24 protein-coding genes are annotated in these 24829 nt (G+C 36.4%); 4 read left to right on the top strand and 20 right to left on the bottom strand.

Features of this window, described 5'->3' with window-relative positions; all coding sequences use genetic code 11:
* Positions 1-64: 64 nt before the first annotated feature.
* The gene (locus tag AC0UMU_RS09850; RefSeq protein WP_009319639.1) at positions 65-412 is read right to left on the bottom strand and encodes a DUF3127 domain-containing protein; all 348 of its coding nucleotides are present in this window, start codon (positions 410-412) and stop codon (positions 65-67) included.
* A 223-nt stretch (positions 413-635) separates the two neighbouring features.
* On the opposite strand from AC0UMU_RS09850, the gene rsfS reads away from it, so the two are divergent.
* From rsfS to AC0UMU_RS09870, 4 genes are all read left to right on the top strand, one after another.
* Complete coding sequence (rsfS, locus tag AC0UMU_RS09855; protein WP_009319640.1) at positions 636-995, top strand: ribosome silencing factor; 360 nt, start codon at positions 636-638, stop codon at positions 993-995.
* 46 nt (positions 996-1041) lie between these two features.
* Entirely contained in the window at positions 1042-3099 is a 2058-nt protein-coding gene (ftsH, locus tag AC0UMU_RS09860) for an ATP-dependent zinc metalloprotease FtsH (RefSeq protein WP_278716131.1), read from the top strand.
* Between the two features lie 103 nt (positions 3100-3202).
* Positions 3203-3667 (top strand): MaoC family dehydratase, encoded by a 465-nt coding sequence (locus AC0UMU_RS09865; protein ID WP_022389927.1) that lies wholly within the window; start codon positions 3203-3205, stop codon positions 3665-3667.
* A 71-nt stretch (positions 3668-3738) separates the two neighbouring features.
* Positions 3739-4584: a phosphatidate cytidylyltransferase gene (locus AC0UMU_RS09870; RefSeq protein WP_009319643.1), complete on the top strand. Its 846-nt coding sequence runs from the start codon at positions 3739-3741 to the stop codon at positions 4582-4584.
* 50 nt (positions 4585-4634) lie between these two features.
* On the opposite strand, the gene AC0UMU_RS09875 is transcribed toward AC0UMU_RS09870, so the two are convergent.
* The 19 genes from AC0UMU_RS09875 to AC0UMU_RS09965 all read right to left on the bottom strand — a co-directional run bounded on the left by AC0UMU_RS09875 (position 4635) and on the right by AC0UMU_RS09965 (position 24732).
* Complete coding sequence (locus AC0UMU_RS09875; protein ID WP_009319644.1) at positions 4635-4952, bottom strand: DUF5056 domain-containing protein; 318 nt, start codon at positions 4950-4952, stop codon at positions 4635-4637.
* A complete protein-coding gene (locus AC0UMU_RS09880) occupies positions 4942-5490 on the bottom strand; it encodes an RNA polymerase sigma factor (RefSeq protein ID WP_009319645.1) in 549 nt (182 codons plus the stop codon). Before AC0UMU_RS09880 ends, AC0UMU_RS09875 begins: the two co-directional genes overlap by 11 nt.
* Positions 5477-6085, bottom strand: coding sequence for a DUF6249 domain-containing protein (locus AC0UMU_RS09885; RefSeq protein WP_288641471.1), 609 nt, complete (start codon positions 6083-6085; stop codon positions 5477-5479). Before AC0UMU_RS09885 ends, AC0UMU_RS09880 begins: the two co-directional genes overlap by 14 nt.
* A gap of 465 nt (positions 6086-6550) precedes the next feature.
* Positions 6551-8236: an energy-dependent translational throttle protein EttA gene (gene ettA / locus AC0UMU_RS09890; RefSeq protein WP_288641474.1), complete on the bottom strand. Its 1686-nt coding sequence runs from the start codon at positions 8234-8236 to the stop codon at positions 6551-6553.
* 319 nt (positions 8237-8555) lie between these two features.
* The gene (locus AC0UMU_RS09895; protein ID WP_009319651.1) at positions 8556-8882 is read right to left on the bottom strand and encodes an acyl-CoA carboxylase biotin carboxyl carrier protein subunit; all 327 of its coding nucleotides are present in this window, start codon (positions 8880-8882) and stop codon (positions 8556-8558) included.
* A 20-nt stretch (positions 8883-8902) separates the two neighbouring features.
* Positions 8903-10450, bottom strand: a complete 1548-nt coding sequence (locus tag AC0UMU_RS09900) for an acyl-CoA carboxylase subunit beta (RefSeq protein WP_009319652.1) — start codon at positions 10448-10450, stop codon at positions 8903-8905.
* A gap of 39 nt (positions 10451-10489) precedes the next feature.
* A complete protein-coding gene (gene def / locus AC0UMU_RS09905; RefSeq protein ID WP_009319653.1) occupies positions 10490-11047 on the bottom strand; it encodes a peptide deformylase in 558 nt (185 codons plus the stop codon).
* Between the two features lie 62 nt (positions 11048-11109).
* Positions 11110-11529, bottom strand: a complete 420-nt coding sequence (ruvX, locus tag AC0UMU_RS09910; protein WP_122304180.1) for a Holliday junction resolvase RuvX — start codon at positions 11527-11529, stop codon at positions 11110-11112.
* A 169-nt stretch (positions 11530-11698) separates the two neighbouring features.
* Entirely contained in the window at positions 11699-12946 is a 1248-nt protein-coding gene (locus tag AC0UMU_RS09915) for an efflux RND transporter periplasmic adaptor subunit (protein ID WP_031258389.1), read from the bottom strand.
* Between the two features lie 17 nt (positions 12947-12963).
* Positions 12964-14430, bottom strand: coding sequence for a TolC family protein (locus AC0UMU_RS09920; RefSeq protein ID WP_288641480.1), 1467 nt, complete (start codon positions 14428-14430; stop codon positions 12964-12966).
* 18 nt (positions 14431-14448) lie between these two features.
* Complete coding sequence (locus AC0UMU_RS09925) at positions 14449-15615, bottom strand: ABC transporter permease (RefSeq protein WP_278716118.1); 1167 nt, start codon at positions 15613-15615, stop codon at positions 14449-14451.
* Complete coding sequence (locus AC0UMU_RS09930) at positions 15615-16847, bottom strand: ABC transporter permease (protein ID WP_009319658.1); 1233 nt, start codon at positions 16845-16847, stop codon at positions 15615-15617. Before AC0UMU_RS09930 ends, AC0UMU_RS09925 begins: the two co-directional genes overlap by 1 nt.
* 14 nt (positions 16848-16861) lie before the next feature.
* Entirely contained in the window at positions 16862-17521 is a 660-nt protein-coding gene (locus tag AC0UMU_RS09935) for an ABC transporter ATP-binding protein (protein ID WP_022390118.1), read from the bottom strand.
* Between the two features lie 32 nt (positions 17522-17553).
* The gene (locus tag AC0UMU_RS09940; RefSeq protein WP_473979927.1) at positions 17554-18057 is read right to left on the bottom strand and encodes a tetratricopeptide repeat protein; all 504 of its coding nucleotides are present in this window, start codon (positions 18055-18057) and stop codon (positions 17554-17556) included.
* On the bottom strand, positions 18008-19318 hold the full coding sequence (locus AC0UMU_RS09945) for an O-antigen ligase family protein (RefSeq protein WP_473979928.1): 1311 nt from the start codon (positions 19316-19318) through the stop codon (positions 18008-18010). The genes AC0UMU_RS09940 and AC0UMU_RS09945 overlap by 50 nt, the downstream gene beginning before the upstream one ends.
* Before the next feature lie 433 nt (positions 19319-19751).
* Complete coding sequence (locus AC0UMU_RS09950) at positions 19752-20972, bottom strand: zinc metalloprotease (RefSeq protein WP_278716107.1); 1221 nt, start codon at positions 20970-20972, stop codon at positions 19752-19754.
* Between the two features lie 67 nt (positions 20973-21039).
* Positions 21040-21303: a hypothetical protein gene (locus AC0UMU_RS09955; RefSeq protein ID WP_009319663.1), complete on the bottom strand. Its 264-nt coding sequence runs from the start codon at positions 21301-21303 to the stop codon at positions 21040-21042.
* A 29-nt stretch (positions 21304-21332) separates the two neighbouring features.
* Positions 21333-22751 (bottom strand): radical SAM/SPASM domain-containing protein, encoded by a 1419-nt coding sequence (locus AC0UMU_RS09960; RefSeq protein ID WP_009319664.1) that lies wholly within the window; start codon positions 22749-22751, stop codon positions 21333-21335.
* Positions 22752-22782: 31 nt separating this feature from the next.
* Complete coding sequence (locus tag AC0UMU_RS09965) at positions 22783-24732, bottom strand: discoidin domain-containing protein (protein ID WP_278716102.1); 1950 nt, start codon at positions 24730-24732, stop codon at positions 22783-22785.
* Between the last annotated feature and the right edge of the window lie 97 nt (positions 24733-24829).

Consider the following 24829-nt stretch of genomic DNA (forward strand, 5'->3'; position numbering starts at 1 on the left):
TTTCTATAACTGCCTGCAAATAACTCAATTATACACAAAAACTTTTTTGAATAAACACCTTCTTTTAAAACGGTAGATCATCTTCTGTCGGTTCTGGCTCAAACGGAGGAGGAGGAATCGCACCTTCCATCGGTGCGGATACGGCAACTTTATCGATTTTCCAAGCACTGACATTTGTGTACCATCGTCCGTTATACTCCCGACTTTCAATATCACAACTAACTACAACTTCTTCACCGACCGCCATCGGAAACTGATCTACCCGATCTCCAAAAAGCTGAAAACAAACTTTTCGAGGATATTGGTCTCCAGTCTCCAGTATATATTCCTGTTTTTTCCATTCTCTACCACTTGCCTGACTTACTCCGCTTTGCAAAGGCAAAATCTGAACGATGTGTCCTCTTATCTCCATATTATTGTACTAAATTTATATCATAAGGCAACAAAGATAATCATTTAGCCGTTAATATAAACGAAGAAATATAAGAATAAATCAAAACCTTATATAGTAAAAATGATAATTTGCCCCCCTTTTTTACAAAAAATAAATATAAATCACAAGTATAAAGCAGGAAGTTAGGGAATTCGATTTATATTTGCACCTTATTAAATTAGTTAGCAATATTAAAGATTAAATGGAAGACCAAAAAATTTTATTACAAAAAATAGTAGAAGGAATTCAAGAAAAAAAAGGAAAGAAAATCATAACAGCAGATCTTTCTGCCATAGATTCAGCTTCGGCAGAATATTTTATCATTTGCGAAGGTGGATCAACAATGCAGGTTTCTGCTATTGCAGACAACATTCGTGAATATACTCAACAAGAAACAGGAATTAAACCGTTCGGATATGATGGATATCAAAATTCACAATGGATCGTTTTGGATTACGGAAATATTTATGTCCACGTTTTTCTTCCTGAATATCGGGAATATTATAAATTAGAACAATTATGGAGTGATGCCAAATTGACAGCACTGCCTGATGTGGAATAGTTATTGTTGTTTTTATAAAACAATATTCATTACTTATTATTACTGTATGGAGAATAAATCAAAACCTCAAGGTCCTAACAATAAAAAGCCTAAAATGATCCGATTCAATTTATATTGGATGTATTCATTAATTGCTTTTGTATTGATAGGCCTTTATTATATGAATGACGGTTCGAACTCAAAAGAAGTAACTTGGTCTGAGTTTGAAAAAATTGCCCGTGATAACGGAATAAAGCAAATTGTCGTTTACACGAATAAAGACTATTTAGAAGCCTATATCAAAGATAGTACAGCACAAAATGTTTTTAAGACTACAGCCGATAAGATAGGTAAAAATCCTAAAATATATACGAATATTCCATCGGCAGATGCTTTTGACAAAAATGTAGAGACATGGCGAAAAGAAAATGGTTTCAATGCTGCTGTCAAGTATGACAAAAGCAGTGATTTTTCGGATATGTTTTTCTCATTTTTGCCGATTATCTTATTATTTGCATTTTGGTTTTTCATGATGCGAAGAATGTCCGGTCAAAGCGGAGGAAGCGGAGGAGTATTCAATGTTGGGAAAGCGAAAGCACAACTTTTCGACAAAGAAGGTCCGGTGCAGGTATCTTTTAAAGATGTGGCAGGATTGTCTGAAGCTAAGCAAGAGGTCGAAGAAATTGTTGAATTTTTAAAGAATCCGGGACGTTATACTGATCTTGGAGGTAAAATTCCTAAAGGGGCTTTACTCGTAGGACCTCCGGGAACAGGAAAAACTTTACTTGCCAAAGCGGTAGCGGGAGAAGCTAATGTGCCGTTCTTTTCTCTCTCAGGATCAGATTTCGTCGAAATGTTCGTCGGAGTCGGTGCTTCTCGTGTAAGAGATTTGTTCCGTCAAGCCAAGGAGAAAGCTCCTTGTATTGTTTTCATTGACGAAATTGATGCTGTCGGGCGTGCTCGAGGGAAAAATCCGAATATGGGTTCGAATGACGAGAGAGAAAATACATTGAACCAGTTATTGACAGAAATGGACGGTTTCGGTTCTAATAGCGGAGTTATTATCTTGGCTGCAACAAACCGTGCTGATATTCTGGATAAAGCATTGTTGCGTGCCGGAAGATTTGACCGCCAAATATATGTGGAATTACCCGACCTAAACGATAGGAAAGAAATCTTCCGGGTTCATTTACGGAATGTGAAAATAGATGATTCGGTTGATGTCGATTTATTAGCTCGACAAACTCCCGGATTTTCCGGTGCAGATATTGCCAATGTCTGCAACGAAGCAGCTCTCATCGCCGCACGTAAAGGGAAAAACTCCGTTCAGAAACAAGATTTTATGGACGCTGTAGATCGTATTGTCGGAGGGCTTGAAAAACGGACAAAAATAACAACGGCAGAAGAAAAAAGGTCTATTGCAATCCACGAGGCCGGACACGCATCTCTAAGCTGGTTTTTACAATATGCCAACCCGCTGGTCAAAGTAACAATCGTACCTCGAGGTAAAGCTTTAGGTGCAGCATGGTATCTACCGGAAGAACGTCAGATCACGACAAAAGAACAGATGCTGGATGAGATGTGTGCAACATTAGGCGGACGAGCCGCGGAAGAGCTCTTTATCGGACGTATTTCTACCGGTGCTGCAAATGATTTGGAACGGGTGACCAAACAAGCCTATGCTATTGTCGCATATTTTGGAATGAGTGCAGAATTACCGAATCTTTCTTATTATGATTCTACCGGACAAGAGTATGGCTTTACCAAACCTTACAGTGAAGAAACCGCCCGTATGATAGACAAGGAAGTAAGTCGTATTGTGAATGAACAATATGAACGCGCTAAATCTATATTGTCAGAGAAAGCAGAAGGACACCAGCAACTTACACAGGTTTTACTTGAACGTGAAGTTATCTACACAGAAGATGTAGAAAGAATTTTCGGAAAGCGACAATGGACTTCTCGTTCGGATGAAATTTTAAATGAAAACGAAGCTAAGAAATCTCAATCAGAGCCTGACAAACCAAATAGTGAACAGACGGACGATGAGCTTTTGACGAAGAAAGAGCAAATGCCGCCTATAAATGAAACAAAAAACAATGCTGAAATTCCTGAAAAAGTATAATCAGTAGTAACTATTATAAGAGTTGCTGTATTTATTACAGCAACTCTATTTCTTTATATAAACACATAGAACGACAAAATAGACAAAATAAACAAAACATACTATGAACAAATTAGTAATCAACAATTTCGAAGAATTCGAACAATATGTAGGTAAAGAATTGGGAGTATCGGATTATATGCAAATCACCCAAGAACAAATCAACAAATTTGCAGATGCGACTTTCGATCATCAGTGGATACATGTAGATGTAGAAAAAGCTAAAGCGGAAAGTCCTTATAAATCAACTATTTCACATGGATATTTAAACTTATCGATACTGCCTTACCTTTGGAATCAAATTATAGAGGTAAACAATGTAAAGATGCTTGTAAATTACGGTATTGAGAAACTACGTTTCAATCAAGCTGTATTAGTCGGAAACGAGGTGCGATTAAGAGCAAAACTACTGTCTTTAGTCAATTTGAGAGGGGTAGCAAAAGCTGAAATAAAAGTGTCTTTGGAAATTAAAGATTGTAAAAAAACGGCATTAGATGCAACAGTAATTTTTCTATATCATTTTATGTAATCTTATATTGAAAAGTACTTTATATTACCTAAAACCTTAATTACGAATTTATTTATTAAAACTTATTTGTTTTGAAAAATCTAATTATCAGAGCTATTACAGGTATATTGTTTATCGGTATTATTATCGGTGCTATATTATACAGCAAATATACACTATTGGCATTGTTGCTTGTTATCACAACATTGACACTTACCGAGTTTTACAGGTTAATAGAGGGAAGCAATTCACCAAAGATCACTTTATTTGTCAATATATTGGGAGGAAACTATTTAACCCTATCACTTTATTTATATGCAAGCGATATATTGCCTGCTTTTTCTAAAGGAATTGTTTTTATTCCCTATTTGATCTACTTTCTTTGTTGTTTTATCATTCAACTATATATGAAAGATAAAGACCCGATAACTCGATGGTCTCATTCTTTTATGGGACAAGTTTACATTGCTCTTCCTATAGGATTATTGAGCTTTCTGGCTTTTGAACCTTCCTCAACTTTTTTATTTTATAATCCATGGCTGCTTTTATCATTTTTTGCTTTTATATGGATCAATGATACAGGAGCTTTTCTTGTCGGATCGGCAATCGGAAAAAAACGATTATTCGAACGCATTTCACCTAAAAAATCATGGGAAGGTTTTTGGGGCGGCATTGCATTCAATTTAGTATTAGCATACATCTTATCGACACAATTCAACGTTCTAAGTCAACTTGAATGGTATGGATTAGCCATAACCGTTTCGATATTCGCAACATTAGGAGATTTATGTGAATCTCTTTTAAAAAGGACTTTACAAATTAAAGATTCCGGCTCTATCTTACCGGGACACGGAGGAATGCTCGATCGGTTTGACAGTGTATTATTGGCAGCACCGGCAGCAGTAATCTATCTCTTTTTATGTCATCAATTCTATTAATTAAAAAGATAAACAAAAAAACGCAGGATAAATTTCCTGCGTTTTTTTGTTTATCGTATGCGAAATAGCTTAATAAGCTGATTCGCCAAAATTAACAGGACAGAAATAAAGGCCAAAAACGTAAACAAGTTCATCACAGAAAAAAGCTCTTTATAGTCACTGATTGCGGTGATCGATTTTCCGAACATAAAACAAAGTGACAGTCCGAATATTGCAGAAATAAACCACACCGTCATCTCAATAATTCGTATTTTCCGTCTGGTTTCTCCGGGTAATCGATTCATCACTCTACGAGAAAACCACACCTCTCTGCGTAAAGGTTGTGCATGCTCCTTAAAGAATGCTTTCAACTTATCATCATTCTCCATATTTATAATCCTCTTTATCTAAATATACATTCAATCTCTGACGAGCCCGAGAGAGATGAGATTTGACTGTTCCCGAAGGCATATTCATAATTTCCGAAACTTTATTCAAAGACAGATCTTCCAAATAAAACAGTTGTATTATAGCTCTTTCTTCCGGTTTAAGAATCTGCATCGCTCTGTATATATCTATATTACGAGTCAGTGTTTCAGAAGGAAGTTCATAATCCTGAACCGAAACATCCGGACTATACTCTTCCGAACATTTCCGACTCCGCATAAAATCATAAAAAACATTATAGGCTATTCTAAAAATCCATGTAGAGAACGATGACAGACCTTTAAATGAGCGCAAACTGGTATATGCCTTGATAAATGTCTCTTGCGCCAAATCATCACTCAACATAGCATCTCCTAAAGTTTGATTTAAAAAAAAGCGCTTTATCTGAGGATGATATTTATCAACCAAACGAGTATATGCCCTTCTGTCATCGTTCAAAAGACACTTCGCAATCAATAAAATATCTTCATTCTTGCTCATTTATATTCTGCTCTTCTTTAGACAGCTCTTCAATCCGGGATTTTTCTTCTATTCTATAAACCAATAATTGCCCCAAACCTATCAATATTGGTATTACAGAAAAAGCCCAAACATATTTATTCTCTGCAACAAGTCCGAAAAACAGGATACCGATACCTAAAGCTATTAGCGTAAGTGCTGTACTCAAGCGTTTCTTACTATATAACGGCTTTTTTGAGGAAGATTCTTCAAAAAAACTGTCAGGCAATTCTCTTCCGCATTCTATTGCTTTTTCGACAACGGCATATCGCTCTTTTTGCAATTTTAATTTATATCTCAATGCAAAAAATAAGATCAAAAATAAAACGATGGCCGGAACTCCGAATACAAAAACAATTGCAACTATCGGAAGAAGCACATCTTCCTTATCATCACTTACCGCCTGCATCATAAGCTCATGATTTTGTTTCATCTTCAATAATGCCAATTCAGTTTTTTCCTGACTGTTTATCGAATCGGGGACAGCAGGATTATTTTCTGCGACACATATTCCATTCGATAAAATCGAAATAAAAACCACCACAAATAACAAAATAGCCTTTTTCATCATCTTCATTTTTTAAGTTTATAAATCTATAAAAATTCTCCGGAAAACTTATTGATTAGACGTAACAAGAGATGCGTATGGTTGCAAGAAAACAAAAAAAATTAAAGATTCCACGAAATTTTCAGGAGTTATTTTAACCTCCCAAATAAAACAGTTAACTATCATTTAGTATTAGAATCGCCTTATACACGTAGAGTATGAGCATACGGTCAAACAACTAAATATTGAGAAATTTAATTTTTTATTTAGAGCTTATCTAAATTCTCCAATAAAAAGAAAAAACTCTCAAAACTGACCCGGACAAAATTCTGACAGGCTCTCAGATTTTCCGGAAGTACATTTTTATTTTTATCTGTTTACACAAAAACAGTTTACTTTAGCATTCCTAATTATAGGAATAAAACTAAAGTAAACTGACATATATCTGTGTAATCGATAATTTATATTTATAGAACTATATCTATAAAATCTATCTTATTCCATAAGCTTACGATAACGCACCCGACGAGGTTCTATATCCCCCAAACGTTTTTTCTTATTTTCTTCATATTCAGAATAAGAACCCTCAAAGTAAAACACCTGAGAATCTCCTTCAAAAGCCAAAATATGTGTACAAATACGGTCTAAGAACCAACGATCATGAGAAATAACCACTGCGCATCCGGCAAAATTCACAAGACCTTCTTCTAACGCCCGCAAAGTATTAACATCTATATCATTAGTAGGTTCGTCTAATAAAAGGACATTTCCTTCTTCTTTCAGAGCCATAGCTAAATGTAAGCGATTCCGTTCTCCTCCAGAAAGAACTCCGCACAGTTTTTCTTGATCTGCTCCGGTAAAATTAAATCTTGAAAGATAAGCTCTGGCATTTACATCCTTATTTCCCATACGAATCAGATCTTGTCCTCCCGAAATAACCTGATATACGCTCTTCTGGGGATCTATATCCTTGTGAGTTTGATCTACATAAGCGATTTTTACCGTTTCTCCGACATCAAACTCGCCTTTATCGACACTCTCCTGTCCCATTATCAACTTAAAAAGAGTCGTTTTACCAGCCCCATTCGGACCTATCACTCCGACAATACCATTCGGAGGCAATACAAAATTAAGATCATCGAAAAGCAGTTTATCCCCATAGGCTTTTGCAACCCCCTTCGCCTCAATCACTTTATTTCCCAAACGAGGTCCGTTCGGAATGAAAATCTCCAGTTTTTCTTCCCTCTCTTTTTGATCCTCATTCAATAGTTTATCATACGAATTCAAACGAGCCTTTCCTTTCGCATGCCGTGCAGAAGGAGCCATGCGAACCCATTCCAACTCCCGTTCAAGAGTCTTGCGGCGCTTACTCGCTTGTTTCTCTTCTTGTTCCATCCGTTTTGTTTTTTGCTCAAGCCATGAAGAATAGTTTCCTTTCCAAGGAATACCTTCACCCCTGTCAAGCTCCAATATCCATCCGGCTACATGATCAAGGAAATAACGGTCGTGCGTAATGGCAATAACCGTTCCGGCATATTGCTGCAAATGCTGTTCAAGCCAATCTATCGATTCGGCATCCAAATGGTTGGTAGGTTCGTCCAGCAAAAGAATATCCGGCTGTTGCAACAACAAACGGCATAAAGCGACACGTCGCCGTTCTCCTCCTGAAAGATACTTTACCAACTGATCTTCCGGAGGACACCGCAAAGCATCCATAGCTCGTTCGAGCTTATTATCAAGGTTCCAGGCGTCCGTAGCATCGATTTTGTCCTGTAACTCAGCCTGACGATTCATCAAAGCATCCATCTTATCCGGATCTTCTAAAATCTCAGGGTCACCAAATTTTAAATTTACAGTTTCATACTCAGCCAATAAGTCCAAAATCGGTTGTACTCCTTCCTGCACAATTTCCTTGACCGTTTTTTCAGGATCGAGTTTCGGTTCTTGTTCCAAGTAACCGACAGTATAACCGGGAGAAAAAACAACATCTCCCTGATAAGATTTTTCAATACCGGCTATTATCTTCAACAACGTAGATTTACCAGAACCGTTAAGACCTATAATCCCGATCTTCGCTCCATAAAAAAACGATAAATAGATATTCTTCAAAACTTGTTTCTGCGGTGGAAAAGTTTTACTGACTCCCACCATCGAAAAAATAATTTTTTTGTCGTCTGCCATTATATTATATATTTATAATTCGTCTTTAAGAGCCTCTCTAAATTTTCCAACAAAAAAATATTATCAGGTCATTTCTGTGTTTTCTTCCGCTCTTTTTTCCCGTTTTCCCTCGTCAGATAGCTTATCCTCCTCATAGAAACAGAAAAATATCCTCAAAAGAAACTCTCAAACCTGACCTGAGCAAAATTGAGACAGGCTCTAAGAAATACAAATATAACGAATAAATCAAGTTTTCCAAAGAAGCCGAGTACGTCTCAAAATAGAGAAAGCGTCACGGAAGTATCCGCAACGCTTTCTTTTCTATACTTGGTAACAATACCTATTCGGTTTTTATTGTCAACATCAAGGCCCCCTTCACCAAATGTTCTCCTGGAGTAGCATTCAATTCTGTTACAACTCCTGCAACCGGAGACAATATGCGATTTTGCATTTTCATCGACTCTTGAACGAGTAACAAATCTCCGACTTTCACCGACTGTCCTACTTCTACCGCATACGAAACGATCGTTCCCGGAAGAATGGAGCGGATCTCGCCAGGTACAGGTTTCACCCACAACGGACGATTGATAAATTTCTTTGTCAATGTCGTTTTATATTTACGGGCTGTAACTGCAAAATCTACTAATTTCACTTTTTCATTTTCCATCTTCAATCTCGATTTATGGATTAGAACGGAGGAATTCCATGTTTCTTCGACGGACGGGATTCTTCTTTACTTCTTGCCAAAACCAAAGCATGCTTCAAGCTGACACGAGTTTCTCTCGGTTCGATTACAGCATCGATATATCCCTTAGCCGCAGCAACATACGGATTAGCAAATTTCTCGATATATTCTTTTACTTTTTCCTGACGCATTGCGTTCTGGTCTTCAGCCTCCATAATTTCTTTTCTGAAAATAATATTGGCTGCACCTTCCGGTCCCATCACTGCAATTTCTGCACTCGGCCAAGCAAATACGAAGTCTGCTCCTAAATGCCGCGAGTTCATTGCAATATATCCGCCTCCGTACGCTTTACGCAGGATAATAGTGATTTTAGGTACTGTCGCTTCGGAATATGCGTAGAGAACTTTCGCGCCGTGACGAATAACGCCGGCATGCTCCTGATCTACTCCAGGCAAATAACCCGGCATATCCTCGAATGTAACAATAGGAATATTAAAGGCATCGCAATAGCGGATAAAACGGGCAGCCTTATCAGAGCTGTCACAGTCAAGCACTCCGGCCATTACCATAGGCTGATTAGCTACGAATCCGATTGTATCGCCATGAATACGACCAAATCCGATTACGATATTTGCTGCCCAAAGCTGTTGTATTTCAAAGAAATCAGAATCATCTACGACACATTTTATAATATCACGTACGTCGTACGGTTGTTTCGGATCGGCCGGAATGATATCATTGATCGATTTGTCAAAAATCGGTTCTTTAGGTTCCCATGCACGGGCACGTTGCTTATTGTTCCAAGGAATAAACGTCACCAATTTCTTGATTTGTTCAAAACACTCTTGTTCACTTTGGGCATAGAAATGAGCATTACCCGTAATTTCAGCGTGAACTCGAGCTCCTCCTAAGTCTTCCATAGAAATCTCTTCGCCTAAAACGGTCTTGATGACATTCGGTCCTGTAATGAACATTTTCGAAATGTTTTCAACAACGAAAACAAAATCGGTCAATGCCGGAGAATATACCGCACCACCGGCACACGGGCCTAAGATTACCGAAATCTGAGGAATTACCCCTGAAGCAATCGTATTGCGATAGAAAATTTCTCCATATCCGGCCAATGCACCCACACCTTCCTGAATACGTGCACCACCGGAATCATTAATCCCGATAATAGGCACTTTCATCTTTAGTGCATGATCCATTATCTTGGTTATCTTACGAGCGTGCATCAAACCGAGAGATCCACCTGCTACGGTAAAATCTTGAGCATAGATACATACAGGAGCGCCAAAGATAGTTCCTGTTCCGGTAATTACTCCGTCTCCGGGTAAAACCTTTTTTTCCATGCCGAAGCCTCTGGCTTCATGCTCTACAAAGAGATCATACTCCTGAAATGAATTTTCATCCAGCAAAGCCAGAATACGATTGCGGGCAGTCAACTTGCCCATCGCCTCCTGCTTTTCAATGGCGGCTTCTCCTCCACCCATCTGCACCAGCGCTTTTTTTTCACGCAATGCTAAAATGTCTTTCTGTAATGAAGTCATAAATTTAGATTCTTAAAATTAAGTGTGTCAATATAAGTATTATTTCTTTACTGCTTTTACCCTATAACCGCAATTTACTTTACCCTTCAGAATACTGTTCAGCTTCGATTTTATAAGCTGTTTGCGAATAGGGGAAAGATGATCGATAAACATTTTTCCTTCAAGATGATCATATTCGTGTTGAATGACACGAGCGACATAACCTTCAAATACTTCGGTATGCTCTACAAAATCCTGATCCCGATACGTTATCTTTATTTTTTCCTGACGAGTCACAGGCTCATGAATTCCGGGCAAACTCAAACATCCCTCTTCCCGGGTTATCTTATCACCGGATACTTCTTCTATATGGGCATTTATCATTGCCTTCCGGTAATCTTTATATTCAGGAAATGTCTCTGAAAGAGCATCCAGATTGATTACAAGCACCCGAATATCCAAACCTATCTGAGGAGCAGCCAGTCCGACCCCGTCCGATTTATCCATCGTTTCGAACATATCTTCAATCAACTTCTTCAAATCAGGATAATCGGCAGTTATGTCCGTTGCGACTTTCCTCAGCACAGGCTGTCCATATAAATAAATTGGTAACAACATATATATATTTTTATCATAATCACCGGTACTCCCGGCATATAAATCTTTATTCCGATCAACAATCAAGCATGCAGCACGCTTTCCATATATCCCTGTAATATGATTACTGCGCTGATCTCATCCACCAGTTCTTTATTCCGACGATCTTTCTTCTTCAACCCGCCTTCCAACATAGACCGGTGCGCTAAAGTAGAAGTAAACCGTTCATCAAAATATTCTATCGGAATATCAGGGAACAACTTCTTGAACTGTGCTACAAACGGCTCGATATATCGCATATTTTCCGAAGGCTGATTATTCATCTGTTTCGGTAATCCTATGATTACTTTCTCCACAGCTTCCTTTTGAAAATAATTTTTCAGAAAACCGACCAATTCATGCGTAGGAACGGTTGTCAACCCATTCGCTATTATTTTCAAAGGGTCGGTCACCGCAATTCCTGTACGTTTTTTTCCGTAATCTATCGATAAAATACGAGCCATAATGTTGGCAAAGATAATCAAAATGAAACAGAAAAATAAGCTGTTCGTCTTTTTTATACATAAGACAAACAGCTACAACTAAAAATATACCCTATTAATAAAGGATTCGGGAATGTTATGGTAAAAAAACAGAAATTAAAAATATATTCTTATCTATCAGCGTCATATCTTATTTTCTTATCCTCAAATTCTCTTTATCTCTATATTTATTCATATCCGATACCACCACCTTATCACCGATATTCAAACCGTCTAATACTTCTACATAATCATAACTTCCCTCTCCCAACTTAACTGTTCTCTTCACAATATGATCTCCATCCATCACCCAAAGATTATAGTCTCCCGGACCATTATAAAAAGAACGTCTTTCTATACGAAGAGCATCATCTCTTACCGCATTAATAACAAAGACGTCAACTTTCAAGCCGGAACGCAGACGATCATGGTCATTATCATCTAAAAATATAAGAAATTGTATCATTCCATCTTTTACCGATGGGACGACATTCCCCACTGTTCCAGAGAGTTCTTCTTTTCCGATTTTTACAATTGCTTTATTTCCCGGTAAAACCTTATCAGCATATCCATCCGTAATTTCGGCTTCTACCTTAAAGCTACCGAGATCGGCAACAATTGCCAATTGTGAACCTGCAGGCACAGTTGCTCCAACCTGATCATTTACCCATATCAATGTCGCATCTTGAGGAGAACGCACTTGTGCCTCTTTCATCATCTTAGTCCGTAACGAAATATTTTTCAAGGCTATATTGTAATCCAATTCCTGTACTCGAATATCCGCAGCAGAAGTCCGTTTCTGATTATTATATTTCAATTTTAATTGGTCCAGATTCATTTTCTGAACCTTATATTCCAATTCAGCTTGTTTTATTTTATCAGATGTACTTGCTCCTATACTATCTAAATATTTCTCATTTTGCAATAGCACTTTCATTCTCTCCAATCTCATTTCATCTATATCGATACTCATCTTCATCTCCGACAACTGGCTTTCCGCCACGATCTTCATCTGTTCTAATTTAAAACGCTTCATCTCCAGCTCATCCCGCTGATTCTCCATACCTACATTGGCTTCCGCTAAATCAAGTTTTAAAATAGAATCATTTTTGGATAGTTTCTCTCCGGATTTTTTATATACTTCCAATATTTTCGAAGAAATCGGCGAAGTTATTATCTCTTCCGACAAAGGAGCTACTTTTCCCGTTGCAGAAACAGAAATTCCGATTTCACCTTTTGTCACCGTTCCAAAATCAATATCTTCTAAAGGAATTCCGGCACTGAATACTTTTACCAAAACAATAAAAAAACAAACTAAAGCACATGCTACAAACGCAAATTTAATAATCAATATCTTTTTTCTACGACGTTTCACCTCCGGTGAAATTTCTTTATCCATGCCCATGTTTATATTTTTTAATTTTTTATCATTTCATATATAATATCCTCATCCCGAACAAAATCATAAAGGGATAGCTGTCGAATATTGTAATAATATAACCAAGAGGTATATAACTGAGAAATATATTCTCTACGGGCATTATCCCGTTCTACTTGAGCCGAATTTATATCCAAGACATTAATATTTCCCATAACAAAGATATTGTATGCTGTTTTATACCGACATTGTGCAACAGAATCTGCAAGAACAGCAATATCTAACAATCGTGTCTGATCTTGAAATTGATTGACAGATAACGTTACATCTCGTTCAAAATTCATCTGGCTTTGCTCAATTTGCGCCTTTATGAGCTCTTGCTGCGACTTCGCCAACCGCACTCGTCCCCGACCTTTTCCCCAATCTAAAATAGGAATACGTATTCCTAAACTCACAACCTGACGATTCTGTAAATTCTGATATGTTCCGGATAAACTATTATCACTTCCCGTAAATCCTACCGAAGCATAAATATCCGCTTTAAATCCACGATCTACTCGAGCTTGGGCAATTTGCTGTTTTGCCTCTAACAATTGCCTTTCGATCGAATAATTTAAAGGATTATTTTTTAATGCAATATCTAAAACCTCACGTGGTGAAATCTTTACAACAGGACATTTTTGCGGAACATCAATTTTCAACACGACAGAATCATCATATCGCAAATAATTTCGAAAAGCATACATCTTATTATCATACTCTTGTTCCGCTTTTATCAAATTTGACGAAGCATTCAATCTTCCTAATTCCAGTTGCAGCAAATCATTATCCGATATTATTCCGATCTTTTTCTTACCCTGAGCTATTTTCAACAATTCCTCAGCATTTTTCAGATTCTGTTCTGCGATATTTTTATTTACCGATGCTAATAAAAATTCGAAATAATGCTTGACTGTCTGCATATTTACAGCCTCCATACTTACACAATATTGTTGCAATGCCTCTTTATACTTTTTGGGCTCTATACGCATCGACCATCTTAATGGCCGAGCTGTAATCAAAGGCTGAGAAAGGGTCAATCCTAAAGGGACGCTCAAATAACTTGTATTACGATCTCCGTCCAACTGGTCAATACGTTGCAATTGTGACTGTAAAGAAATAGAACCTCCCGTATAAGGAATATTTTGAGTAATAGAAAGATTCAAATTTTCACTGAGCAGACGGTTTGTAACGAACGAATATGTACCATCTTCTTTCTGATAAGAAGACAATGACTTATCCAAGCTGGGCAAAGTGCCATCTAAAACCATACTGGGTAACAAATTCGCCTTATAATTACGGTACGACCAATAAGCAATCTGCAAAGTATTTCTTGCCACGATTGCATCAATAGAAAAAATACGAGCTATATTTAAAGCCTGATCCATAGAGAGAGACAAAGTATCTTTCTGCCCCCACAAACAGGTAGGGAACAGAAAGACTATACATATCATCCATAGTTTCATACAACCTATATTTACTCATTATTCATAATGCAATACCTCTGCCGGATTTACACGAGAAATTCGGTATGCCGGATACCATGCACTAAATAATGAAAACAAACACATCAGCAATATTGTGGTCACAACTGCAGCAATATTTTCTACGGTAAAATCATAAATAAAAAATGCCAACAGTACTGAAGGAATAGAAGCCATTACCGAAATCAACAAACTTTCTCCGAGTACCATTTTCATAAGATCTCTACGTGTTGCTCCTAAAGCCAACTGCAAAGCATACTCTTTCAACCTTTTTTTCGACTGTAACCAAAATAATCCGAATGTTCCAATAAACGCAAAAATAAACAAGAAAAAAGCCGGCACGGCTTGTGCTGCAACTGAAAGCATCGTCCCAACCATCGAAAAAGCCTTCCACTCTTCCATCGGAAAAACAAACAACTCTACATCATTATTCAAGCCGGCCCGTTTGAACTCTTTATCGCAAGCATTATAAAAGTCGGCTTCATGCCCTTTTTTTACTTTAGCGACACATTCCATAAAGGTCAAATGTTCGAAAGGGAAAAGTATCGCCTCAGACGAAGGTTCGAATACTGCATGCTTCACCCCTGCAACAACCCCGATTACCGTAAGTTCCCGATTTCTATATACAAACTTCTTGCCGACAACATCTACCCACCCGACAGCATCTACCAATTGCCGGGAAACAACAACAGGACAAGAGCCATCAGCCAACTTGGTCTCCCCGGTAAACCACTCTCCTTCTTCCAAACGAATATCAAATACATCAAGGGCATATTTATCGACAATCTTTATAGCTGCCATGATTTTTTTATCGTTAATCCGAACCGTATCTCCATTATAGTTATCGCCGTCTCTCATATATGGAGCCAATCCGCTACCCACAGTCACGCTTTCTATTGCAGGATTGGTTCTCAACCGTTCAACGACAAGAGATGTTATGCGTCCGGATTCTTGTAAAGAAGCCCGCGAATTAAAATTACCTGGCATACAAGAAAACACAAATGTATTATCCGTATTTAAAAGCCCCGGATCATTATATTTTTTCAATGCCGAAAACAGAGACCCGAGACACAGCATCAGTACCAATACGATAAAAAATTGTTCTACCAAAATTTCCCAAACCTTATTCCGACGATTCCAGATCATCTTTAGCAAAAACTTTCTCATTATTCGTTTCCTCCTTTCAATACCTCTGCAATATTTTTCCGTGTAATTAAATAGGCCGGCAGCCCACCTGACAATAAAGAGAACAAAATAGCCAAAGGCAACACCTGACACCAAATAACCGACATATCAAGAGAAGCGATCAACGACATTTTCTCATTAAGAGATCCGCCCAGAACAAGACTCTGTACCCCATAGGACATCGGTAAAACCAAAAGAACACCTAAAATAGCCCCGATCAATACCAAAAAGAAATTTTCACCCATAATCTGGAAAAAAACCGAAATGCGGGTAGCCCCAATCGCCCGGAAAATCGCAATCTCCGAAGCCCGGCTCTCCATATTGGAAAAATTCAATGTCACGATATTCAAAGCAGGAATAATCAACAACAAGAAAATAGCAGCTCCGGCACCGTATAACATGATATTTGTCCCGTATTTTTTTATCATCTCCTCCTTTTTGGTATAAATCTTCTCCGGCAATATGTCTACTGTCATACCCCTATTTTCTACAGTAGCCCGCACATTGTTACATACCAATTCTTTCATCCGGGCAACATCCATATCTTCCGGGAATAGAATATTCACATTATAACAAAAATGAGCAGAAGGGATAAATTTGTTATACCGGTACGGAATCCAAACACTGGCAAGTGTAGGTGCAGAAAACATCGAATAATCGGCAACGACACCGATTACTTCATATTCAATACCTTGAATCTTAATTTTCTCGCCAACCGCTTTACCTCCCGGAAAACCGACTCTTGCCAAACTTTCTTTAATTACAGCGACTTTTTTCCCCTCTCGAGCATCCTCACGATCAAACGATGTCCCATCGATAAAACGGTATTGATACATTTTAAAATAATCGCCCCCGATAAATGACACATCTACAGCCTTCAACTGATCATTCACATAAGCAGTAGAAGACTCATCATTATCATACGAAACCATTTCATATCCTTTCAATGCCGCAAAAAACTGCTCCATTTCCATGGGATAAATTCCTCCGATATATTGTCCCTGCATATTGTAAAGCTGAGAACCGCTTACCGTCACAATTCGATCGCCATATAACATCGGCTCTGCATCGGTAGTAATAAGTTTGACAACATGCAATATAATAGCAATGAAAACAAATGCCAACGTCGTACCCAAAATATAGAATATCGCATAAGCCTTATTCCGCTTTATATTATATAAAGCTGTCTTTATGTAACTCAACACAATTTTCATGATATTCCCTTTCTCTAAACGAGTTTTCCATCCAACAATCGTACTATTCGTCCTGTTTTGGAAGCAATATGCTCATCATGAGTAACCATTACCACCGTAACCCCAAGCTCGTTCAACTCCAACAAAATATCCATAATCTCTTCTCCCATGCGGCTATCCAAATTTCCGGTAGGCTCATCGGCAAGAATTATCTCCGGATGTCCGACAATCGCTCTTGCAATCGCAACACGCTGGCATTGCCCCCCTGACAACTGGGACGGAAAATGCTTCATCCGATGCGACAGCCCCACCATATTCAAGACTTCTTTTACCCGCTCTTTCCTTTCGACAGCGGCAACCCGGCCATATAATAACGGCAACTCAACATTATCCATAACATTCAGGGAGGGGACCAAATGGAAATTCTGAAAAACAAATCCAAGACTCTTGTTCCGAAACCGGGCAGCCTCCCGATCACTCATCCTCGATACATCCGTATCATGTATCAGTATAGTTCCGGCAGTCGGTTGATCCAGCAAACCGATCAAATTCAACAATGTACTTTTTCCGCAACCCGAAGGCCCCATTATAGAGACAAACTCTGACGAATTAATCTTTAAACAAATATCATCCAATGCGCGTGTCTCAATGTCTTTCGTTTGAAAGACCTTACTTACCGATTTTAATTCTATCATAAAGCAATATTTTATTTATTATTTTTTTTATTTCAAAATATATTCCCATCAACAGGTAGGAAAACCGAAAAAGGACAACTTCGACTATCATACCATTTTCGGAATTTTACCTCATACCGATCTGACAGAAACTTATATTCATACTCTTTCTTTTGATAAATATGTTCTATCTCCGTGCTTCTTCCTCCCAAAAGAGAAAAACGGCGCATATAAAAATCTCCTTGATGCTCATGTCCTCTACAATATTCAATTTCGGCCAAATAGTACCATGGATATACAAGATTCGGAAGTATCTTTATACTTTTATCTAAATATTCCTTTGCCGAGACCGTGTCACCTATACATAAAAAAATTTTCCCGTATTTAGCCAAATAAATCGGATCTTCCGAATCTCGATCTGCGCCTTTTATCAAAAAATCAATAACATTTTTTTTCACATAACTATTATCCAAAGCACATTGCTTCCACAAATCTGTCTCTAAAATTTTAGGCGACAATTTTATTGCATGTGTTAAGTGAGACACCGCACGTTCCATTTCCCCCGCTTTTATACTCAAGGTTAAAAGCTCCAATACAAAACAGTGCATTATCCGGACACTTTTCCAATAATCTTCTCGATATATTTTGAGCAGAATCCCTCCGTCCAATACATTCTAACAAAACAGACATGTTATAATGTAACATGACATCTTTAGGATTTATAGAAATAGCTTCCCGTAAATATTGTATAGAACTCTCTAAATATTTTTTATCCTTAGAATCGTTATATTGCAGCCAATTTACAGTACTCCGATTAATAAGATATGGCAAATTTTCATGAGTTTTACTTATATAAAAAGATGCAGAATCAAGACGAGATAAATTAATATTTTCCAGACACTTATAATTAAAGTATTCATTTCTATTATGACGAACAATAAAAACAGTAATAAACGAACATAATATAACAAGAGACAAAACCGCTATACTTCGTAATTTAGGACCTGCAGAAATTACCATATATCGGCATGAAATATACCGATTCTGCCAAATAGCCAATAAAGTAATCAATAAAACCCGAATACCCTCACACTCAAGGAGAGAAGAAAAAGTCATTTCCTTTATTCCAACGGCCAATATTGTCAATGCAATAAAATACGACCCTCCATCTTTTTTCTCCTTTATAAAGTACCAAAAAAAATAACCCATAAATAACCCGAATATCAAAAATCCGGTTATACCTTTCTCTACCCCCAGCTGCACCAATATATTCGGTGCAAAATTAGTAAATGCTACATTCTCTTTCTCAAAGAGTAAAGGATCCACTGCCAAAGAATAATTACCGGAACCAAATCCAATAACAGGTTTCTCTTTAAAGACAGTCCATGCAGCATATAAAGAAGCGATGCGACCGGAAACACTACGTTGCTGAGAAACAGTCTCTCCCCAATGCATCGATTTAAGCACATCTTCATAATACGGAATTAAAGCAAAAGCTATAATTGACAATGTCAAAATGAAAAGTCCAATTTTTTTTCTCAAAGACATCTTACAGCAAAAGAACAAAATAGTACTACCCAATAAAAAAACGGATAATGCCAAATTAGCCCCGCGCGAAAAAGAAAATAAAATATTTATTATGACAAGAATCAATGCAACGTATAAAAAAATCAGCCACGCCCTGCTATCACGACAATACCATCCGCATAATCCCAATATGCCTAAATAAACAATAGAGAAAGTATTCCACACATTATTTAAATATCCTAACGGTCGATAAAGGAATTTGAAACCAGAAACATTATTATCCCAACCCACATTTGATAAATTTTCCACAAAAAGAGAAAAAGAATAGAGGGCAATTATGGAAACTAAACAAATAAAAACAGAATACCATTTTATCAAACTCTTTATTCTATCTTCTGTATTTAAATAAAATCGAAGGACAAAATAATAGCAGACCCCAATAAATGACGAAGCCAAATATGGATAACCAGCAATAGGATTAGGCGATAACAATAAGGAAAACACTTCATATAACCCAAATAGAAAGATGCAAATATCCAAGCCGGAAATTTTAAAATCACTATGCGTATAAATAAGTAATATCGACAAAAAAACGACAGCAAACCATCCTGAGAAAAAATATGTATCTTCAGGTTTAAAAATCAATAATATCCCCAAGAAAAAAATCAATAGGATACAAAAAAATTGTCCAATATGTCTTACATTAATTTCTATCATAAACTAATTACCTCTGATTCTTTTCTATATATTTCCTTTTTAAATTGTTCGACAAAGGCTTTAATAAGTTATAAAAGAAAAACAAGATTAATCCTAAAATCAATAATTGGGAGAAAAAACTCTTTAATAATACATAGTCAGGCATCTTACCCACAATAAGTGAATTAATTACACGTTGAAACAAATATGGAAAGTCTGAAACAAACGCTACTAAAAAATGGGGTATTATAAAGAAAAAATAATATCCAAAAAATACATTCACCACAATCGTATAAACAATTGCTATTGTTTTTTCCACAGGTTTTATCGTCAATAAAAACGGATAACTCCCCGCATTCTTCTTCCTTATCTTTTTTATCCAATAAGACAACAGTTCATTGGTTCTTTTCCGCAAATTAGGTATGCCCAACAAATCGCTCATCATCCAATAACCGTCGAATTTAAAGAACGGATTCATAGTCAATAGGAAATTCAAATTAATGACGAACACAAAATATATAAAGAAGTCATTTGGAATAATAAATGAAAGTAAAATAAGCGGCAATAGAAAAATCAGTTGAAAATATATACCAGCAGAATTGACAACGGCTCTCTGTTTTCGGGGAAGTGTCCAGATTTTAGTAACATCCGTAAAAAAAACAGGAAATGTCAAATATAATCCCAACCCGATTCCTCCATGTTCCACTTTAAAATATCTACAAGCCGAAGCATGCCCCAACTCATGAAAAAAAGAAGATATAATATAAAGAGCGATTAGCCCAACTATATCCATAAACTCAATATCAAATATTGCTGTTGCAATATCTTGCTTAACAAAAAAAAGTATCTCTAATATTATGATTAGAAATAACAACGGATACAATACAGATCGTTGAAATAAACATTTCAATTTATCTGAAAAAACAACGACTTGTCTTGCTGTCAAGATATTTAATCTCAATAAAAAAGATTTTGTAGTTTTAGAACTATTTTCTTTAAAAATAGGAGCAATATATATATCTGCCAAATGCATAACTTCTTCCGGAGAATACGACCTTCTTCGACTTTTAGAAAATAACTCTGTTGCATTCTCCAAAGATCCTCCTTGTTGAAAAGCCTTAATAAGATCTGCAACAGCAGCTGTTATTTCCCAAAATCGTTCTCCGAAATTAACTAAATATTTATACTCCCTACTTGAGGTTTCAAATGTTAAAATACTCAGGTTCTTTATATCTTCAATATTACCCATTAAACACCTATTTAAGAACATCTTGCACCAATAATGTACAAGACGTTCTTCAAATTTTAAGAATTACTTAGAGAAACTCTGGACACCCAAGATTTGCCCCATCACAAGGACATCCTCCACCTTCCTCACTGATGCAAGTATATCCCCCATTTTTACAAACACAACTAAAATCAAGGAAACATAAAGGTTCCACTAAATTTCCAAACAATAGAGGGTCTGTTTCCAATCGATTTTCCAACTCTTCCAATGAGAATTCATTGTACAAAGAATCATTTAAAGAGACCAAATCTTCGGATTGCTTCTCTTTTTTCTCTTCTTGATTTTTCATCATCTAAAATTTATTTAATAAGTTATTAATTATTAGTGCATTTCTGCCCTATACTTTTTATATGCCTGAATAACATATTTCTCAAAAATCAATGAATAACTGTCACAAAAATTAGATTCAAAACTTCCGCCATTAGCAAGGACTTTACCCATGCAACCTCCACCACAAAACAAAGCATATTTACAATGAGCACAATCTGCCACAGTCCCAATATTACGATTATGCCATAAACTCCGTTCTTTTTCATTCCATACTATATCATCTAAATAAGAGCCTAAACAACGCTCTCTCTTTCCTACGGTATCCCAACAAGAATAAATTTCCCCATAGGGATCTAATATATAAGAATTGGTTTGAGAAGGACAAAATATCGTATGGAACTGTATTTTTGAGGAATTTTTTAATGCCCGATAAATTTTCGTAAAGACACCATAATCCTGTCCCCAAATATCAGAATCATTCTGCTCCTGCTTTAAAAGAAATTCTTCACGGCTTAAGTATTCAAATTTTTTATTCAATTCAGAAGTTTGAGTATTTTTTTTCACTTTATCAACATCAGATTTTTCACCACACAACAATGCAGAATAAAAAGAAAATGTTTTATAATTATAAAAACCTAATTCATAAAAATAATTTTTCAGATTTCGCATACTTGAAATATTTCTCCCGTCCGTATTTGCCCGGACAGAAATAGAAACACCTGTCTTTAACGCTTTACTAATATTTGCAATAATTTTATCAAATGACTTTCCGTCTTTATAATGTATGCGACGTTTATCATGGTATTCCTTTTCTCCATCTATCGTAATTTGTAGAAATTTAATCGATTCCGGACCTAACAAATCAAGAAAATATTCTAAATCATATCCATTAGTTACTGCATCAAAATTATAACCTAAACTCTTTCCTTTTATAACAATATATTCTATAATCTCCCTATTTGAAGCCATCAAAGGTTCACCACCGTATAATGTAATCGTTTTAGCACGTAAATTCTTATTAGGTTCGATTTCTTCCATCGCTTGGTAAGCTCGATCAACCATGTCTTTATTAAAAATTTTTTTAGACCATTGACGACCTTTTCCAGAAATATTCCCTTCATAACAATAAGGACACCTGAAATTACAATCATAAGCAATCATCAAGGTAAAAACCTTACTTTTAGTTTTCTCATATCTATTAAAAAGAGAAGTAAAGTTTTTTAAATACTCGTATTCTTCTTGTTCAGATTTATCCGTAAAATATCCTCGAGCAATAAGTCTATCAAAAACATCTTTAGACAATGGAATATTATCATAGGAATATCTTTTCTCTGGTTGAAGGCAGTTCATTATCTTTTCAGACGCAATATCCATAGCTCCTGTATATCCATGAATCAATAAAGTCTTACCCGGTTCATCCTTTATTACAACAGGAATGGTATAAACTGAAGGTCTGTATAACTTATTCATAACAATAAATATTTAATATAACATGATAATTCTACCACCAAAAAGTACTTTTTCCATCAAATGTAAAAATTCTTTCCTCTTGACCTTGTGTATGATTATGCAACCATAATACAGCATTTCGAGGGACATCAGCAAATTCGACATAATGTGTTTTAGCCTTTTTCCGTCCTAAACTCTTCCATCCTTTTATAGAATAGTAAAACAACTCATACTCATCTCCAATAGCCACATTATTTCCATCATTTCTCGGTAAATAGACAATTTTCTTTACTGCTACAGGTTTCGGAAATTCAAGTCCTACCCAAGCAGAATCAGGCTTAGAAGAATCAAAAAAAGTCAACGGATCATTATCAAAAGCCGATTCTTTCGATCGTTTCGGATCATTTCCCCACGTACCATCCGTCCCTATTATTTTCCCCGACGGATTCAGCAATTCTCCATTTTCCCCCCAAAATTGTAATTCTGCAATATTCCCATATCCTGCAATAGGAGAGACATGTCTCCAATAGCGGTACTTTGTAAGAACAGAATCCAAAGGAATCGTAACATATAATCCATATGGGTTTTCCTCAATTCGATGTAATACTATCGCATTCTTAAACTCGGGATTATCAGCAGCTTGAAACTCCCCACCAATCATATGAGATGCAACACCAACCATCCTAAATTCAGCAGGGTATTTGCGATATATACGTAAATTATAAACATTTAACGTATCAGGTTCATAATAATGTATTCTACCTCGAGAATCAAGTAAAAAAGGATAATTAGCTGGTTGCATTTCCCTATCAACATAATAAGAAGGCAAATAAACAATATCCCGTCCTACTGAATTAAATGTTGCATCACCAAATCTTATCTTTGCAAAACATACAGGAATCCATTTTTTATTATTAAAAAGACTCAAATACATAAATTGACGATTTTCTTCAGGCAAAACTTTAATATCCACATCAATATTGGAAGTCTCAAGATATTGCGAAGTTACATCTTTATAAAAAGGGCTTTTTAAATTCGAAGGAATAGGCTCTCCTTTACAAACCGAAGCTAAAGACTCTTTATTACGGGCAAAAGTTGTCCTATATACTTTTGCCATTTTTGCATCCGGTTTATGAATAACATCCGGATTAACATCTACACCGCCAAAAGACAATTCCCGACCATTATTACATAATACGACATTCCACGAATGCCCCATATCCCGATAAGCCCACTGCGGTGTAAAATCTTTTACGACAGGTACACCTTTTGCTCGCATTGCAAAAGTCGCTCGGGCTCCATAACTATCACAATCACCAATAAACATCCGAGCTAAGATTGAATACTTCTCTATAGGAAAAGCAGGTGGCAAAAGATATACACCAGCCTCTTCTCTTAATCGATTATTTATTTCACAACAAGCATGAAAAGCAGAATGTCTCCATCCTTCATGATACCCATGAGCCCATATATCGTTATATTTATTTTTTAAAGAATCACGCCAAAATTCGATAGGTTCATTACCAACTCTATATGGTAATATATATTCGCAAAATTGGTCAAATGATAAATGTTCTGCATATCCCCCTTTTGGCCACACTTCAAATGCCCGCTCTATATTATTAATAAGAAAATTTGCCGTTATGTGCTCCACATCCTCAAGTCGGATCGCATTTTCCGATAACTTATAATATTCAGCAATACTATCTATTTTTTGTTTTAGAGATTCTTTATCTGTTACAAATGAAAGCAGTGAGTCTACCGAATCATAATAAAGATCAATATATCTACCACCTAAAGAATAATGTCCCGGCATATTCTCTATCAAAAACAATGCAGCCCGATATTTAAGACTATCTCTTGGATCATGGCTATAATAGTTCAAAACAGCCTTCAATTCATCGGCATTATCTCCTGCCATAGACAAAGCCCTATTAAGATCAGATTCTTTACATCCAATAAAACAGAACAATATCAATAAAGTAATAAAGAATTTTTTCATGGGATAAATAATATTCCGATTTGTTTTTCAAAATTAATACTATACGGAAATTAATAATAATACAAATTCACCAAAAAATAACAATCTTGTGCTATAT

The sequence above is a fragment of the Coprobacter fastidiosus genome (assembly GCF_982245605.1).